Source organism: Shewanella sp. Sh95, from assembly GCF_001308045.1.
Taxonomy (GTDB): Bacteria; Pseudomonadota; Gammaproteobacteria; order Enterobacterales; family Shewanellaceae; genus Shewanella; species Shewanella xiamenensis.
Genome location: NZ_LGYY01000146.1, coordinates 14,012 through 29,748 on the forward strand (window position 1 = coordinate 14,012; position 15,737 = coordinate 29,748).

Annotated in this window: 16 protein-coding genes; 6 read left to right on the forward strand and 10 right to left on the reverse strand. The window is 46.7% G+C overall.

Going from position 1 to position 15,737, the window contains the following annotated elements; translation table 11 throughout:
- Positions 1-57: 57 nt before the first annotated feature.
- Positions 58-801: a DUF481 domain-containing protein gene (locus AEA42_RS10525; protein ID WP_055647689.1), complete on the reverse strand. Its 744-nt coding sequence runs from the start codon at positions 799-801 to the stop codon at positions 58-60.
- A 224-nt stretch (positions 802-1,025) separates the two neighbouring features.
- Between AEA42_RS10525 and rpsF the strand changes: the two genes are divergently transcribed.
- Genes rpsF through rplI form a run of 4 tightly spaced genes read left to right on the forward strand, consistent with a single transcriptional unit; the run spans position 1,026 to position 2,463 of the window.
- Positions 1,026-1,421, forward strand: a complete 396-nt coding sequence (rpsF, locus tag AEA42_RS10530) for a 30S ribosomal protein S6 (protein WP_011623998.1) — start codon at positions 1,026-1,028, stop codon at positions 1,419-1,421.
- Between the two features lie 8 nt (positions 1,422-1,429).
- The gene (priB, locus tag AEA42_RS10535; RefSeq protein ID WP_011073673.1) at positions 1,430-1,735 is read left to right on the forward strand and encodes a primosomal replication protein N; all 306 of its coding nucleotides are present in this window, start codon (positions 1,430-1,432) and stop codon (positions 1,733-1,735) included.
- Between the two features lie 11 nt (positions 1,736-1,746).
- Positions 1,747-1,974: a 30S ribosomal protein S18 gene (gene rpsR / locus AEA42_RS10540; protein ID WP_006083042.1), complete on the forward strand. Its 228-nt coding sequence runs from the start codon at positions 1,747-1,749 to the stop codon at positions 1,972-1,974.
- A 36-nt stretch (positions 1,975-2,010) separates the two neighbouring features.
- Positions 2,011-2,463: a 50S ribosomal protein L9 gene (gene rplI / locus AEA42_RS10545; RefSeq protein WP_037422085.1), complete on the forward strand. Its 453-nt coding sequence runs from the start codon at positions 2,011-2,013 to the stop codon at positions 2,461-2,463.
- A 158-nt stretch (positions 2,464-2,621) separates the two neighbouring features.
- Here rplI and hydF read toward each other — a convergent pair whose 3' ends face one another.
- The 8 genes from hydF to AEA42_RS10585 form a co-directional block, all read right to left on the reverse strand.
- A complete protein-coding gene (hydF, locus tag AEA42_RS10550; RefSeq protein WP_055647690.1) occupies positions 2,622-3,863 on the reverse strand; it encodes a [FeFe] hydrogenase H-cluster maturation GTPase HydF in 1,242 nt (413 codons plus the stop codon).
- A complete protein-coding gene (hydE, locus tag AEA42_RS10555) occupies positions 3,847-4,929 on the reverse strand; it encodes a [FeFe] hydrogenase H-cluster radical SAM maturase HydE (RefSeq protein WP_082389637.1) in 1,083 nt (360 codons plus the stop codon). Before hydE ends, hydF begins: the two co-directional genes overlap by 17 nt.
- A complete protein-coding gene (locus AEA42_RS10560) occupies positions 4,929-5,567 on the reverse strand; it encodes a hypothetical protein (protein WP_055647691.1) in 639 nt (212 codons plus the stop codon). Before AEA42_RS10560 ends, hydE begins: the two co-directional genes overlap by 1 nt.
- Positions 5,568-7,007: a [FeFe] hydrogenase H-cluster radical SAM maturase HydG gene (hydG, locus tag AEA42_RS10565; protein ID WP_055647692.1), complete on the reverse strand. Its 1,440-nt coding sequence runs from the start codon at positions 7,005-7,007 to the stop codon at positions 5,568-5,570.
- 69 nt (positions 7,008-7,076) lie between these two features.
- A complete protein-coding gene (locus AEA42_RS10570; RefSeq protein WP_055647693.1) occupies positions 7,077-7,760 on the reverse strand; it encodes a cytochrome b/b6 domain-containing protein in 684 nt (227 codons plus the stop codon).
- Positions 7,761-7,773: 13 nt separating this feature from the next.
- Complete coding sequence (gene hydB / locus AEA42_RS10575) at positions 7,774-8,094, reverse strand: iron hydrogenase small subunit HydB (RefSeq protein WP_023268564.1); 321 nt, start codon at positions 8,092-8,094, stop codon at positions 7,774-7,776.
- A 12-nt stretch (positions 8,095-8,106) separates the two neighbouring features.
- Positions 8,107-9,339, reverse strand: coding sequence for an iron hydrogenase large subunit HydA (gene hydA, locus AEA42_RS10580; protein WP_055647694.1), 1,233 nt, complete (start codon positions 9,337-9,339; stop codon positions 8,107-8,109).
- Positions 9,340-9,972: 633 nt separating this feature from the next.
- Positions 9,973-12,171: a S46 family peptidase gene (locus tag AEA42_RS10585; protein ID WP_055647695.1), complete on the reverse strand. Its 2,199-nt coding sequence runs from the start codon at positions 12,169-12,171 to the stop codon at positions 9,973-9,975.
- 123 nt (positions 12,172-12,294) lie between these two features.
- Between AEA42_RS10585 and dnaB the strand changes: the two genes are divergently transcribed.
- On the forward strand, positions 12,295-13,701 hold the full coding sequence (dnaB, locus tag AEA42_RS10590; RefSeq protein WP_037422109.1) for a replicative DNA helicase: 1,407 nt from the start codon (positions 12,295-12,297) through the stop codon (positions 13,699-13,701).
- Between the two features lie 76 nt (positions 13,702-13,777).
- Positions 13,778-14,854 carry an alanine racemase gene (gene alr, locus AEA42_RS10595; protein ID WP_055647696.1) on the forward strand — a complete coding sequence of 359 codons (1,077 nt, stop codon included), beginning with the start codon at positions 13,778-13,780 and terminating at the stop codon, positions 14,852-14,854.
- Between the two features lie 168 nt (positions 14,855-15,022).
- On the opposite strand, the gene AEA42_RS10600 is transcribed toward alr, so the two are convergent.
- The gene (locus tag AEA42_RS10600; protein ID WP_037422113.1) at positions 15,023-15,487 is read right to left on the reverse strand and encodes a chemotaxis protein CheX; all 465 of its coding nucleotides are present in this window, start codon (positions 15,485-15,487) and stop codon (positions 15,023-15,025) included.
- Between the last annotated feature and the right edge of the window lie 250 nt (positions 15,488-15,737).

Consider the following 15,737-nt stretch of genomic DNA (forward strand, 5'->3'; position numbering starts at 1 on the left):
AATGGGATTTGGCTGAGTGGGGAATTGTTGTGCCAGCCAAATCGTTTTATTGCTTGTTTATCTAAAGGTATACAGCAAGTTAAAGGTGGTGATGGTATCCGTCTGCTGGCTGCCCTCAGGAACCACTTCGGTGAACTTGATGTTCATGCCGATTTTAAAGGCCCAATCCTGAAATACTAAATTTTTGTAGTTCATATCGAGAGTCAGGGTATTGTTATTTTCGCCCACCTCGGCGGTGAGATCGGCATTGATACTGGTGTATTCCTGTAATTTTTGAGAAAACTTTGCCGCAGTACGTAGGATCACATCCTTTTCGGGAGCGGGGTCTGGCTCTGCGACTGACTCGGCAGGCAAGTTGTATCGATAACCTGGGCCGATTTCGAGACTGAGTTTGGTCTTATAGGTACTGATGGCATTAAAACCATAACCCGAAGAAAGAGTTGAGATTTGGGTATAACTACCAAACTGATCCCAAGTGAAGTCGCCACGGCCGAAGATATAACCTTTGTTGAGTTTATAGTTGCTTTGAAGCTGGAGTTCGTACTTTTCTGAGGTGGTTTGATTTTTTTCAGAAGCAAAATACGCTTTTAGCGTCGCTTCCTGCTTAGTTTGTTTAGTATCGTAAATCAGTTGGGTTCGACCATTAAAACTGCTCGATTCGGTATTGCCTGTGTTCAATTGTAAGCCGGCTTCGACTTCTGCAGTCAAATCACTTGGTGGCTCCTGATAATCGGGAGGAACAAGCGCAAGTGCAGGAAAAGATAGGCAAAAAAAACTCAAAGGGGCGATAACTTTTAGCATTGCTCGTAACATTAGTATGGGTTCTTGAGTGGCCGGTGTCTGATATCCGAATAGGGGTGAGGCGTCATCATACCTGTATTGGGTGTTGAGGCAAAGTTATTGCTTGAGTTTCGCGTCTGCTTTCTGTACTATCTCGCGCTCAAATCAGTCACTATTTTCGTTCCTTGCCTCTATTTGGTTTGACTGAGCCAATAACGAGGCTACATAACCGTAAGGAGCAATAAATGCGTCATTACGAAATCGTATTTATGGTTCACCCAGATCAAAGTGAACAAGTACCAGGTATGATTGAGCGTTACACCGGTGTTATCACCGAAGCTAACGGCAAAATCCACCGTTTAGAAGATTGGGGCCGTCGTCAACTGGCTTACCCAATCCAAGATCTGCATAAAGCTCACTATGTTCTGATGAACGTTGAAGCACCAGCAGAGACGATTGAAGAGCTAGAAACTGCTTTCCGTTTCAACGACGCAGTTCTGCGTAACATGGTAATGCGTACTAAAGTTGCCGTTACTGAAGCATCTCCAATGGCGAAAGCTAAAGATGAGCGCGATTCACGTCGTGGCCCAGCTGGCGACCGCTCATATGATGAAGCTAACGCTGAAGAAATCGCTGAGTAAGTTTTTCTGTGACCACCAATAACTTGGTGTTGTCAGGAACCATAACCCGTTCCAGACGCTTTAAAAGCCCAGCAGGCATTGCACATAGTGTGATCATGCTAGAACACAAATCGCAGCGTTATGAAGCAGATATGCTCCGCAATGTCTACGTTCAAATACAAGTGATATTGAGTGGACCACGTTTTGAAAGCGTGGCAGATAATCTGAAAGCAGGTGTGGAAGTACAAGTACAAGGTTTTATGACGCTTCAACAGGGGCGAAATGGCCAAAATCGCTTAGTCATCCATGCCGAAAATGTCGAATTGAAAACTTAGGAGACTGTCAAATGGCACGTTATTTCCGTCGTCGCAAGTTCTGCCGTTTCACCGCTGAAGGTGTTGCAGAAATTGATTACAAAGATATCGTTACTTTAAAGAACTACATCACTGAAAGCGGCAAAATCGTTCCAAGCCGTATCACTGGTACTAGTGCTAAATATCAGCGTCAACTAGCTCGCGCTATCAAGCGTGCTCGTTATCTTTCTCTACTGCCATACACTGATTTACATCAGTAATTGCAGTATTCCTAATCGAATATAGAGGATTTGATAATGAACGTTATTCTGCTTGATAAAATCGCTAACCTGGGTAACCTGGGTGACCAAGTTGCAGTTAAAGCTGGTTACGCTCGTAACTACCTGCTGCCACAAGGTAAAGCTGTTGTTGCTAACGAAAGCAACGTTAAAGTATTTGAAGCTCGTCGCGCTGAATTAGAAGCTAAAATCGCTGCTGATCTGGCTGCTGCTAACCAACGTGCTGAGAAAATCGCTGCTCTGGAAGCTGTTGTTATTGCTTCTAAAGCGGGTGATGAAGGCAAACTGTTTGGTTCAGTTGGCAACCGTGACATCGCTGATGCAGTAACTGCTGCTGGCGTTGAACTGGCTAAATCAGAAGTTCGTTTACCATTAGGCGCTCTGCGTACTACTGGCGACTTCGAAGTTGAAGTTCAGTTACACACTGAAGTTAAAGCTGTTGTTAAAGTTTCTATCGTTGCAGAAGCTTAATTACCAACTGCTTTAAATGAAAAACACCGCTTCGGCGGTGTTTTTTTATGGGCGCGATTTAGTTCGTATTGTTGTGTAAGTGGTTGTTTGTCAAGCATCAAGGATAAACAGGCTTAGCTACTTCATCGCAGCTAAGCCTGGCACTAAGGCTCAATATGTTATTGCTGCGGACTGTTGTTAAAAGGCGCAAGTACTCGCGGTAGCACGCCCTGTAATTTAGAAATTGCCACCCCATAGTTAGTGATAGGCACCTGCCGCCGTTGACATTCACGGATGCGACGGAGCATTTCATTGCGGTTAAACATACAAGCGCCGCAGTGGATGACGAGGGCATATTGTTCTAAATTATCGGGAAAGTCGTGCCCAGATGTAACTACAAACTGGAGTTGTTTGCCGGTGTAGCTATTTATCCAGCGGGGAAGTTTAACTCGGCCAATATCGTCCTCCTGCACATTGTGACTACAGGCTTCGGCGATGAGCACTTTATTACCATCTTGCAATTTATCTAAAGCATCAGCTCCCGCAGCGAGAACGGCTAAATCGCCTTTAAATCGGGCAAATAAGGTTGAGAAGGTGGTGAGAGGGACTGCGTCTGGCACTGTGGCGGCGACTTGCTTAATCGCTTGAGCATCAGAAATCACCAGCTTAGGCGTAACCACTGATAATGCCTGCGTTAGTTCTGTTTCTTTGACGACCATTGCGATGGCGCTGCGATCAAGCGCCTCACGCAGTATCTGCACCTGTGGCAGGATCAAACGCCCCTTAGGTGCGGCCATATCGATAGGGACGACACAGAGAATAACGTCACCTGCTTGATAGAGGTCGCCAGCTAGGAGCGGCTCCTGCTTATACTCCGCAGGTGCTAATTCGACCATCAACTGCTTAAGTTGTTTACCCGCAAGACCTGTTGCGGCTGAGACCACAATAAAGGGTAAGGATTGAGTCTGGCAAAAGGCAATATCCTCAGCTTTGGGGGTGCAGATATCGGCCTTATTGAATACCACAAGTATTGGCATTTCTAATTGCTGTATTTCGTCAATTAATGCCATGTCTGAGGGGCACAGCCCGTGCTCATCAACGACTAAGAGTGCCATATCGGAGCGAAACAACACTCTGCGAGTGGCGCTCACTCGCATCATTCCTAATGTCCCTTCATCGTCTATGCCAGCGGTATCGTAAAAGGTCACTGGCCCTAAGGGTTGTAACTCATAGGCCTTGGCCACGGCATCTGTGGTTGTGCCTTTAATATCGGATACTATCGAGATCTGTTGCCCTGCGATCATATTAAGTAGGGAGGATTTCCCAGAATTACGCCGACCGACCAAGGCGATATGGTAGCGCATTCCTCTTGGTGCCGATTGGGTTTGGCTATGCTCTTGTGGATTAATGCCTTGACACATATTGGGTCCTTTTTGAATCACCACGGCTAAAGGAGGGGATTAGCCCGTGGCGTTGAATTTGCTGGCAGACTTGGTTAAGTCGCTCTGCTGCTGGGTTTTTTTGCTGGTTTTTTCCAGGATAGATGCTGTAATCGCCACTGACTTGTGCTGGGGTGAAGGAGGGCATAAGCACATTACATCCGCGTTTGAGTGCCAGTTCCCTTGCGCCTTTTTCGAGGGCGTCGAGGGAACTGGTGGCAGGAATATTCGCCCCCGGATTCATCAGTCGCAAAATAGCGCTAACCCTATGACTCTTAAGGGCGCTGCCATTGGGGGAAGTCGCAAACGGTGTTTGGTTATGGGCAATAAAGGGGCCGCAGGCCAGCATATCAAGCTGCAACTCCGATAAATGCTGAATATCACACGCTAAAATCGCATCAGTCATTCCCGGTAAATCGACAATAATCCCTGAGCCAGTTTGATATCCCAGAGACTTAAGATAATTGAGCCTTGCAATGCGCTCGTCAAAATTGGCTTTAGGGCGACACCGAGCAAAGAGGGCGCGGTCGAAGGTTTCCATTTTGAGTAAATAGCGATCGGCACCCGCCTCTCGCCAGCTTTCCAACTCATGATGTTTGCGATCACCGAGGGAGAGGGTGATTGCTAGGTTATGGCGCTGCTTAATTTCACTGATAAGGCTACTGATGCGCTTGCAACTGTAGCTAAAATCATCCCCCGATTGCAGCACTACAGTACCTAGTCCCAGCTCGGCAATGCTATCCACTGCGTTAAGGATTTCTTCGTTTGAGAGTCGATAGCGTGTTACCTGCCGATTTTCGGTGCGTAAACCACAGTAATGGCAGTGGTTACGACAGTGATTCGAAAACTCGACAATGCCGCGTAAATACACCTGTTGATTAAATTGCAATTTAGTGGCGAGCTGGGCGCGACTAAATAGCCATTCATCGTCTTGCCCCTGAAGTAGCGAAAGGATTTCGGCATAGGAAAACGCTGTGGGCTTAAGCAAGGTCGGTTTAACGGACGTTGGCTGAGTGACTGGCGCTGGCGGGCTAGGGCGAGTGATCATTAGTTACGCCCTTTATCTAGCTCAATCAAGCTCTGATACCAAAGATCGCCCACTGCGCGGCGGCATTCATCAACATAACGGCCTAGGGCCACTTCTACCGCGGAGTTTTGCTCACTGGGGATGCCTGTATCAAACCAATCGATTAAGCTGTTTGGCGCAAGGCCTAAAGCAAGGATGTCAAACTCCAGCCAAAGCCCCTGAGCTGAAGTGGTATGGCTATGGGCGTAGTGGCCGACAAAGAGTCTATCGCCAATCAGCAATATAGGTTGCAGTGGTAGCGCTGGGGTCGACACTAAATTGACTGTCTCAGGAAACTGCGTTTTAAGCTCGGCGCACCAGTGGCGGGAAATATCATACAGCTGCTCAACCTCTTGCAGCGGCATCTCGGGCCTTAGGATGGTGGCAAACTCATCCCGCCATAGACGAGTGGGCTCAAGCTTAATCAGGGTGAGTTGCTTTAAGCTGGCGTTTTGTAGCCGCTGCAATAACAACTGCCCTACGGCATTATCGGCAAAATTACTGTAAATGGCCGCGTGTAGCACGATTTCATCAGCGCGTTCTATCGCATTGAGTAAGGCGCTAGTGTTAAGGCCGAAATGCAACTGCACGCCGAGATCTGAGAATAGATAAGATGCCATTTATAGATAGATATCCCGTTCACCCGCATCGGTTTTTTGCAAGCAGCCGCGCACATTGCGCGCCCGTGACGGGCTCATTTTAGCCAGTTCTCGTTCTATCAGCGCATTGCCAGCCTCGCGAGTCTTTTCACTGGCGTAATCGTTCAAATATTCCTTAAAGGTGATCAAGGCATTGGGCTGGCAGAATTTGCCAATAAACTGCTGTTTGGCTAATCCCATAAAGTGATCGCCAGTTCGTCCTTTGCGGTAACAACCCGTGCAGAAAGAGGGAATAGCATCTGAATCAGTCACTAGCTCATAAATAATATCGTCCATCTCTCGTTGATCACCAAGGCTGAATTGCTCGGCATCATGTTGATTTTGTTTGCTGTCTTGATAGCCACCCGGTGCGGTACGCGAGCCTGCGCTGATTTGTGAAACCCCGAGTTCTAACAGTTCTTTGCGCAGCGCCGCACTTTCCCGCGTGCTCATAATCAGCCCGGTATAAGGCACGGCAAGGCGAGTGATGGCAACAATGCGCTTAAAGCAGTCATCATCGACCTCATAGGGCGGTTTTTCACTGATAGCCGAACCATGGGCAGGTTCAATCCGCGGAAAGGAGATGGTATGTGGGCCAACGCCACAATCTTTTTCGAGCTGCTGAACATGGGTGAGCATGGCGAGCAGCTCAAATCTATGATCATACAGGCCAAAGAGCGCACCGATACCGACATCGTCAATTCCTGCTTCCATCGCCCTGTGCATGGCGTAGAGGCGGTATAAAAAGTCGGTTTTTTTACCTTTAAGATGGACTTGGCTGTAGGTGTCTTGATGATAGGTTTCTTGAAAGCATTGATAAGTGCCTATCGCCGCAGTTTTAAGTTGCTTAAAGTCCTCCACACTCATTGGCGCGCAGTTGACGTTGATACGACGAATTTCTCCGCCCTTGCCCTGCTTAACGCTGTACATGGTTTGAATACTTTCAACAATGGCCTGCACATTATTGCGTGGATGCTCGCCATAAACGGCAAGGATCCGTTTGTGACCCATTTCTTCAAGGATCGTAACCTCTTGGCGGATCTCATCCTGTTTTAAGGTTTTACGTTTGAGCTCATGGTTATCGGCGTTAAAGCCACAATAACTACAACTGTTGGCGCAATGGTTGGATACATACAGCGGCGCAAACATCACAATCCGATTGCCGTAAATGGTGTTCTTAATCTCACGGGCGACGGTAAAGAGTGCTTCATCCAAGGCCTTATCTTGGTTTTGCAGCAAAATGGCGGTCTCGCTAATGCTTAAGCCTTCACACTGGCGCGCCTTGTCGAGAATGGAGAGGACTTGCTCGCGACTTGGATTACTGGCGTCTTCAATGGTCTGCCAAATCGCTTTATCGTCGATAAAGCTGACGTTGGGATTATAGTCAGTGACGGTAATGGAATGATGCTCGTGTGTGCTCATGGTTATCTATGCCCTTGAGTATGAATGCGAAAATGCGGCAGTTGTGAGCAACTGCCGCTGGAGACTTAGCTATTTGCTTGTCAGTTGTTCACCGTTAGTGGCGACGGGGGCAATTTCATTTTTAACCCACAGAGGGGTGTACTCAGCGGCATCATGGTAAGGCACATTACCGTGGAGCATCATGGCCTTGAAATCATCAAAGCGGTACACCGCGAGGAAAAGATGCACGGGTAAAAAGGCGGTTAACACTAAGCCTGACACTAAATGAGCCTGACCTAAAAACCACACTATATCCCGCGGCGCAGCGTGGGGGATAAGCCATAGCACTAGACCTGAGAGGATAAGCACTGTGCCGCCAATCAGTACGCAGGCACCAAAGAGTTTTTGGCCTGAGTTGTATTTGTTCATCGGTGGAATAGGCACTTTTTTACCCAGTAAGAATTTCTGTGGGTAGCCGCCTAACACCATAAACCATTTCACATCGCGCCCTGAGAAACTAAACACACGGGCGATAAACAGTACCACTCGATCGAATGCCATGATGGTAAATGCCACGGCATCGAGGGCCATAACAATCCCTGCAATAATGTGCACATCATAGGTTAGCTGCATACCTTCTTGGGAAAGCGGTTTAAAAAACAATAACAAACCTGTCGCGGCTAATGGCAAAAAGCTGAGCAGCAGGATGTAGTGGAAGATCCTGACGTTTAGCGGATGTTTTAAAATGGGTCTCATATCATGTTCTTGATGCATTTCTCATCTCCAATCAAGAGCTTAATTTAGTGCGATCGACAAAGTGGGTGTGTAGCAGCTCGTGGGACATATGTCCTAATGGCTCGCCACCGAACTCTTTGTAGTACTTTTCAACCGCTGGGTTGGCGTGGCTGACACGTTTTTTCGCTAGGCTATCGTCCTTATATAACCCTTGGCTTCTGGCCTTAATGTATTCATTCCGGCGCTCAAGCTTGCTGGTAAACCAGCCGATAGGGATCGCGAGTGCAGCCACAAACGCGGCGCCAACGGCCATAAATTTACGGCGTGACAGAAAGAAACTGTCCTCGGCAAATAGGTGTTTTTTCTTGTTCATTTTTGTTTCCCGTTAAATGTTACCTAACCAAGAAGAGCCTTTACCCTCAATAGGTTGACCTCCACCGTTAACGCAACCACCTGCGCAGTTCATCACCTCAATAAAGTGGTAGGGAGAGGTGCCTGCCATCACATCGCGCAGCACGGGTTCGATGTTGTTGCCCATGTCATGCACTACGGCGACATTGACGGTCACATTTTGTTTAAGCTGGGTATCAAACAGGCTGACTGAGGCCGATTTCACCCCTTTTAGTCCACGTACGGGTTCAAATTCCAACTTAGCCATTTCAGCGCCAGTCAGCACTTTATGGGCGGTACGCAGTGCCGCTTCCATCACCCCGCCGGTTGTTCCAAAAATAGTGCCCGCGCCGGTGTATTCCGAGAACAAACTATCACCTTGATATTCCGCGGTATTAGCGAGATTGATATCAAGCAGTTTGAGTAACTGTGCCATTTCCCTTGTGGTGAGCACGGCATCAATATCTTGGTACGAAGGCGTGTTAGCCCCGTGTTCCTGATGATATTGCCAAGCAGAGTTAAATTCGGGGCGTGAGGCTTCGAGTTTTTTCGAGGTACAAGGCATCACAGAGACGGTGAAAATATTCTCCGGCTGCATTTGATACACCTTGGCGCCGTAAGTTTTGGCAACCGTTCCGGCCATTTGCTGGGGCGATTTGGCGGTTGACAGGTTGGGTAAAAGTGCAGGGTAGCGGGTTTCGAGGTAGCGTACCCAGCCCGGGCAGCAGGAGGTGAACTGCGGCAATGCACCTGCATTTTCTTCACCTTTCACATTGGCATGGAGGCGATGAATAAACTCACTGCCTTCTTCCATAATGGTGAGATCGGCGGCAAAGTTACAATCAAAAATCTTAAAGCCCGCCTGATTCATGGCGCCATAGAGTTTACCTGTCACCAGTTCGCCCGTGCCTAAGCCAAATTCTTCACCAATCGCCACCCGTACCGCAGGGGCGATAATGCCAACGACGGTGGTATTCTTATCGGCGAGTTTTTTAATCACGGTTTCAAGGGCGCTGTGGGTTTCTTCAATGGCGCTAAAGGGGCAGTTGATTAAACACTGTCCGCAACTTAAACATTTATCTTCATCGATAGAGTGCGCTGCACCCGAGGCACCATTAATGGCGTGGGTTGGGCAGAACTGTTTGCAAGCATCACATCCTTTGCATTTGGATGCATTAATCTTGATCAGCCCTTGGATTTCTCCTGGTTGATAAGTTGTCGCTGTCATAGAATTTTGCGTTCCTCATTTTCAACCTGAATTATATTTTCAGTGTTATTTAATGTGTTTATTAAGTGCTTATGTTGACGGTTACATTTAATTTGTGAAATTTTAGGCGGTTGGATGATAGGAAATTGAACCTATGAAAAACATGATGGTGATCAAGTTTTATGGTTTTTGATAAAACAGGTGTTTTTAATAGTTTTATTTGCGTTTTTTGAGTTTTTTTGAGAAATAAAAATAACAATCTTGGTTAGTTTTATAGTGGTGATTTTTATATTTTTTATTTAAATACAGTGTGTTATTTTTCTTTTTGTGTTTGCCTACCACTATTTGTGATGTTTTAAAGGCTTAGATTGAAATTTGTTGGTTAATGTGGCTTTTATCACTGGATTTTATTTTTAGGTTGGACAAATTGTCCATGTGTAGTCTTGCTTTAAATAATACTAATTAAGACGCTTTGATTGAGTTTTTGGTGAATTGATAATGCGGTAGATCACAAATTGATAAATTACATAAAATAAAAACCGTCCAAGGAATATTTCTTGGACGGTTTTTAAAGATGCTTAATTTATATTGATTAAATTAAACGGTTCATATTAGTTAATTCCATTATCATTAATCATGACAGATTAATAATAATTAGTTTCTTACTAAATCCAGTTCTTTAATCAGATTATCGGCATGGTCAACTTCATCCATCATCCATAGGATATAACGAATATCCACGTGCACGGCACGGGTGATGGTGGGATTGAAGAACCAATCCTTAGTAATCGCTTCGTAGGTGGAGTCGAAGTTAAGTCCTACAAGTTCCCCTTTGCCGTTAAATACGGGTGAGCCTGAGTTGCCACCTGTGGTATCTACGCTCGATAAGAAGTTAACTGGTACTGAGTTGAATTCTTCTGGCTTGTCCAAACAAGAGAACAGACGGCAAATCCAGCCACGGGGATCTTGGTAGACAGATTTCACTAAGTGATCGCCAAAACGTTGCTCGTGAATCGCATCGAGCAATTTTTTCGGGGCATTATAGGGCTCAACACCAGTGTGCTTAGCTACTATCCCATCAAGACGTGTAAATGGCTGTTTGTACAGCGCATCGCGGGATTGATAACCATCGACCATACCGTAGCTGATGCGTAGCGTACCGTTAGCATCGGGATACACTGGCCAGTTGTTGGCTTTGTAGTAGTCGATAACGGCTGCCATGTAGGCTGGGCGAGCGGTAGACAATTTACCTGCAAGGATTTTTTCTGCTTTTTCCTGCGCCATATTGGTGTCATACAGCGCGACTGCAAGGCGGATAAACGGATCGCTGCTGGTTTCGAAGGCCTTGGCATCGGCGTCCATCCAGGCCAAACGTTGCGCTTGGTCTGTCAGAGTGGTCAGCGAATACAGGCCATCAAGTTTAGCCTCTAGACTGACGTTTTTATCGTCCAAATTCAGCATATTGTCTAAGGCCGCAACACGGTTTGGCTGCGATAGATAAGCATTTAAATCTTGTAACCAGAGGGTTTTATCGACTTTAACATCAAAACTAGAGTCGATACGTTTTAAGCGCGAGCTGAACATGGCTAAGTCGCGCTCTTGGTAACCGATTTCACGCTCGGCATCGCTCTTTTGCTTTTCTTTCGCTAAGCGGTAGAGGTTGTTGGCCGCAGTGAGCAGTGTGCTCGATTGGGCGTTGGTGAAGTAATAATTGGTTTGGGTTTGCAGTTGCTGCTCCGCCAGTAACACTTCTAGTTCGCTGATGAGATTCTGGTTAAGGTTTGGGTTTTTGGTTAACCATGCCAGAAAGTCATTTTCGCGTTGCTGCTTAATGCCCACGATATCTGTGGCTTTAAAGCCAGCCAGCAGACCGTTGAGCTTTTTCATCCGGTTCGCCATAGACGCCATATTGCCCGCATATTTAATCGCGATGTCGGCATCTTCCTGACCCATGGCTTCGATAGTATCAATCTGTAATTGATAGCGTTTTGCCTGAGTTGGATACAACCAATCACTGGCAAATTTAAGCTCGCTAGTGAGATTGTAACGGTTGGTCGTGCCAGGATAGCCTGCCACAAACACGCCATCGCCGGCTTTCACGCCATCGGCGTTCACTTTTAAATAGCTTTTGGGCGTATAAGGAATGTTATCTTCGCTGAAAGCCGCAGGTTTTCCGTCTTTACCCACATAAGCCCGTAGGAAGGCAAAATCACCCGAGTGGCGTGGATACTCGTAGTTATCAATATCACCACCGTAACCACCAACACTTTCAGGTGGTGCATACACTAGGCGCACATCGCGGATCATCAATTGCTTGATGAGGTAATATTCCAAGCCATTGTGGAAGCTGCGAACGTTACAGCGGTAGTTATCATCGGCTTCACAGCTTTTGATTAAGGCTTTACTGTGATTTTCAATCTCTTCGTAGCGTTTTAGTGGATCTTGGCTTAAGTCTTTGGTGATCTCAGCGGTGACATTGGTCACGGCTTCGGTGATGTATAAACGCTCATTGGGACCGGCCGACGGTTCTTTATCCATTGAGCTGGCTAAAAAGCCTTGTTCGAGATAGTTATGCTCTTTCTTAGTGTTATATTGTATCGCCTTGTAGGCACAATGATGGTTTGTTACAACTAGCCCTTGGGGCGAGACAAAACTGGCGGTACAATAGCCCAGCCCGACAACGGCGTTCATTGGATAACTGGTGAGATCGGCCAGCTTGTCTGCGGGAATATCGATTCCACGCGCGCTGAGTTTGTCTGCAATAGAAGGCATTTGATAAGGTTGCCATTGCCCTTCATCGGCTGTTGCAATGCCAGAGGTCAGTACTAAGGCTGCAACCAATGCAATACGCATGTTCTTTCCTTATTTTTAGTTTGAGTATCCGTTGGGTGAGATAACAGGCCAGTGTAAACCACCTGTTTGCTTGACGGGGTTTTATATCATATTTTGTTAAGTTGTTGGAAATCGGGAGTGTTAATGTCACAACAAGGTGCTTTTAAGCCTAAGAGTAAGCCAAGGGATTTGCAGGTCGATAGCCTCAAGCTACCGCCGCATTCAATTGAGGCTGAACAATCGGTATTAGGCGGCCTCATGTTAGACGCCGACGCTTGGGATAAAGTGGCTGAAACCGTAGTGAAAGAGGATTTTTATTCTCGCTCGCACCGGATGATTTTCGCCGCCATGCACCGTTTAGTCGAAACAGGCCAACCTATCGACTTAATTACGGTTTCTGAACAGCTTGAGCTTGAAAACCAACTCGAAGAAGCGGGCGGCTTTGCCTACTTGGGCGAGATTGCCAAAAACACCCCGAGTGCCGGCAACATTGTTTCCTATGCTGAAATTGTCCGTGAGCGCGCAGTCGTACGCGAGATGATCCGCGTTGCTCATGAGATTGCCGATGCGGGTTATAACCCTGAAGGCCGCGATTCCAGCGCTCTACTCGATTTAGCTGAGAGCAAAGTCTTTAAAATTGCTGAGCAGCGCACCAATGCTAACGAAGGCCCTGAAGGCATCAAAACCATTCTGGAAAAAACCGTTGATAAGATTGAGCAGCTCTACAACAATCCACACAATGGTGTAACCGGGGTATCGAGTGGCTTTACTGATCTCGATAAAATGACAGCAGGCTTTCAATCCGGCGACTTGATCATCGTGGCGGCGCGTCCGTCGATGGGGAAAACGACCTTTGCGATGAACCTGTGCGAACAGGCGGCGATGAATGAAGACAAGCCCGTGCTTATTTTCAGCCTCGAGATGCCCTCAGAACAGATCATGATGCGTATGTTGGCCTCTTTAGGGCGCGTTGACCAAACCAAAATCCGTACCGGACAACTCGATGATGAGGATTGGGCGCGGGTATCCTCGACCATGGGCATTATGCTTGAGCAAGGTAAGATGTATATCGATGATGGTTCAGGCTTAACGCCGACCGAAGTGCGCAGCCGTGCCCGCCGTATTGCCCGCGAGCATGGCGGATTATCGATGATCATGGTCGACTACTTGCAGCTGATGCAAGTGCCGGCATTATCGGACAATCGTACCCTTGAAATTGCTGAAATCTCTCGTTCTCTTAAGGCATTAGCTAAAGAATTAGAAATCCCCGTTATCGCACTTTCCCAGCTTAACCGCTCGCTCGAACAACGTGCCGATAAACGCCCTGTGAACTCGGACTTACGTGAATCAGGTTCTATTGAGCAGGATGCGGATCTCATCATGTTTATTTACCGTGATGAGGTGTATAACAACGACTCTCCCGATAAGGGCACGGCGGAAATCATTATCGGTAAACAGCGTAACGGCCCAATTGGACGTGTGCGCTTGACCTTCCAAGGCCAGTTTTCCCGTTTTGATAACTATGCAGGTCCTCAGTTTGAAGAAGATTAATTCCCGGTGTTAGAAGATAAGCAAAGCTTATGTATTCTTTTTATTTCCAGACTTTTCCAAATAGACAAGGCAAATTTTGAAACCTTTTCCTCGAGCAGAAATTAGCAGTACTGCACTGCAAAACAACCTCGCCGTTTTACGCCAGCAGGCGAGCAGCAGCCAAGTGATGGCGGTGGTGAAAGCCAATGGTTATGGTCATGGATTATTAAATGTCGCTCATTGTTTACATACTGCCGATGGTTTCGGCTTAGCCCGTTTGGAAGAGGCATTAGAACTGCGCGCAGGTGGTATTAAGGCGCGTTTATTATTGCTGGAGGGATTTTTTCGCAGCACCGACTTACCTTTGTTGGTGGAGCACGATATCGATACTGTGGTGCACCACGAATCGCAAATCGAGATGTTAGAACAGGCAAACTTAACGAAGCCTGTCACCGTGTGGCTAAAAGTCGATTCGGGGATGCATCGTTTAGGGGTCACGCCTGAACAATTCACTGCGGTTTATGCGCGTTTGGCAGCTTGCGAAAATGTTGCCAAACCTATTCATTTGATGACCCACTTTGCCTGTGCTGATGAGCCAGATAATCATTACACTCAAGTACAAATGCAAACCTTTAACCAGTTAACTGCGGATTTACCTGGGTTTAGAACCTTAGCCAACTCGGCGGGTGCGCTTTATTGGCCTAAAAGCCAAGGGGATTGGATCCGTCCAGGCATTGCGCTCTATGGCGTATCTCCTGTCACAGGAGATTGCGGTGCGAACCATGGTTTGATCCCCGCGATGAACTTAGTCTCACGTTTGATCGCGGTGCGCGATCATAAAGCGGGTCAACCTGTAGGTTATGGTTGTTACTGGACAGCCAAACAAGATACTCGCCTTGGCGTTGTCGCTATTGGCTATGGTGATGGCTATCCGCGGAATGCGCCTGAAGGCACGCCTGTATGGATAAATGGTCGCCGAGTGCCGATTGTTGGCCGCGTATCTATGGATATGTTAACCGTAGATTTAGGCCAAGATGCAGCGGATCAAGTCGGTGATGATGTGCTACTTTGGGGGCAGGCTTTACCCGTAGAGGAGGTGGCCGAACACATTGGTACCATCGCCTATGAATTAGTGACTAAACTGACTCCAAGAGTAGCTGTTTGCTTAGCATAGTTTGCTCAAATTAGAATGACAAAACGGCGCTAATGCGCCGTTTTTCTTTATCTAGCATACAGTTAATCGATTTACTGATTGGCTATCAGGTTTGCTCTAGTGGAGCAAAGCGTACCCGTTACAGCCAACCAAACATCCAATGTTTTCCTACAAACTTATGATATTTAATTAATTTTCGAAGCAAACTTCGATAAATGCAGTTCCGTAAGAACTGGTAAATGGCATGATAATTTTGGTGCCGTTGGCTTTATGGGAAATTGTATGCCCTTGACCTGAAACGACCATTGGTGTTGCCATTTCGAATTCGTAACCCTTTTGTCCTAAAAGATTTTTTGCGCCCCCCGTAACCATATTAGTGATTTCACCCACCAGATCGGTTACTTCTTCATTTATTTTGCCGGGGTTTTCGCCCAGCATATTTTGCATGATTTGCAGTACCAGTTTTTGCTCAAACGTAATTGAAAGTGAGCCTTTGGTTTGTGGCCCAACCATACCAATCAAACCTGATACATCGCCTTTGGCTAAGTTGTCAGTTTTGATTTGGGGTTTACCTGGCGTGAGCTCTAGGCTGGCCATGGTCGAAATAACATTGAGCAGCGACTGCAAAAAAGGATTAATAAAATTGACGTTCATGCTTCAGTGTGTCCTCTTATGAACTTAAGCCTTATGGTCACCACGTAATTAAGGGTAGTCGAAAAGTGGCTTGACCACAGCAATCTTAATCACACTCTATCAGCTTAGATGACACAAATGGAAATGTGAGGTTAATTTCACGATTTTCTTGTTATTTATCGTAAAAGTCTTTTTACCAAAAGCCACGCTACAAGCGGTAAAAGAGTCGCGTATTCTGCATGCCCCCTCAATGAGTCCAAAGGCACGTTTC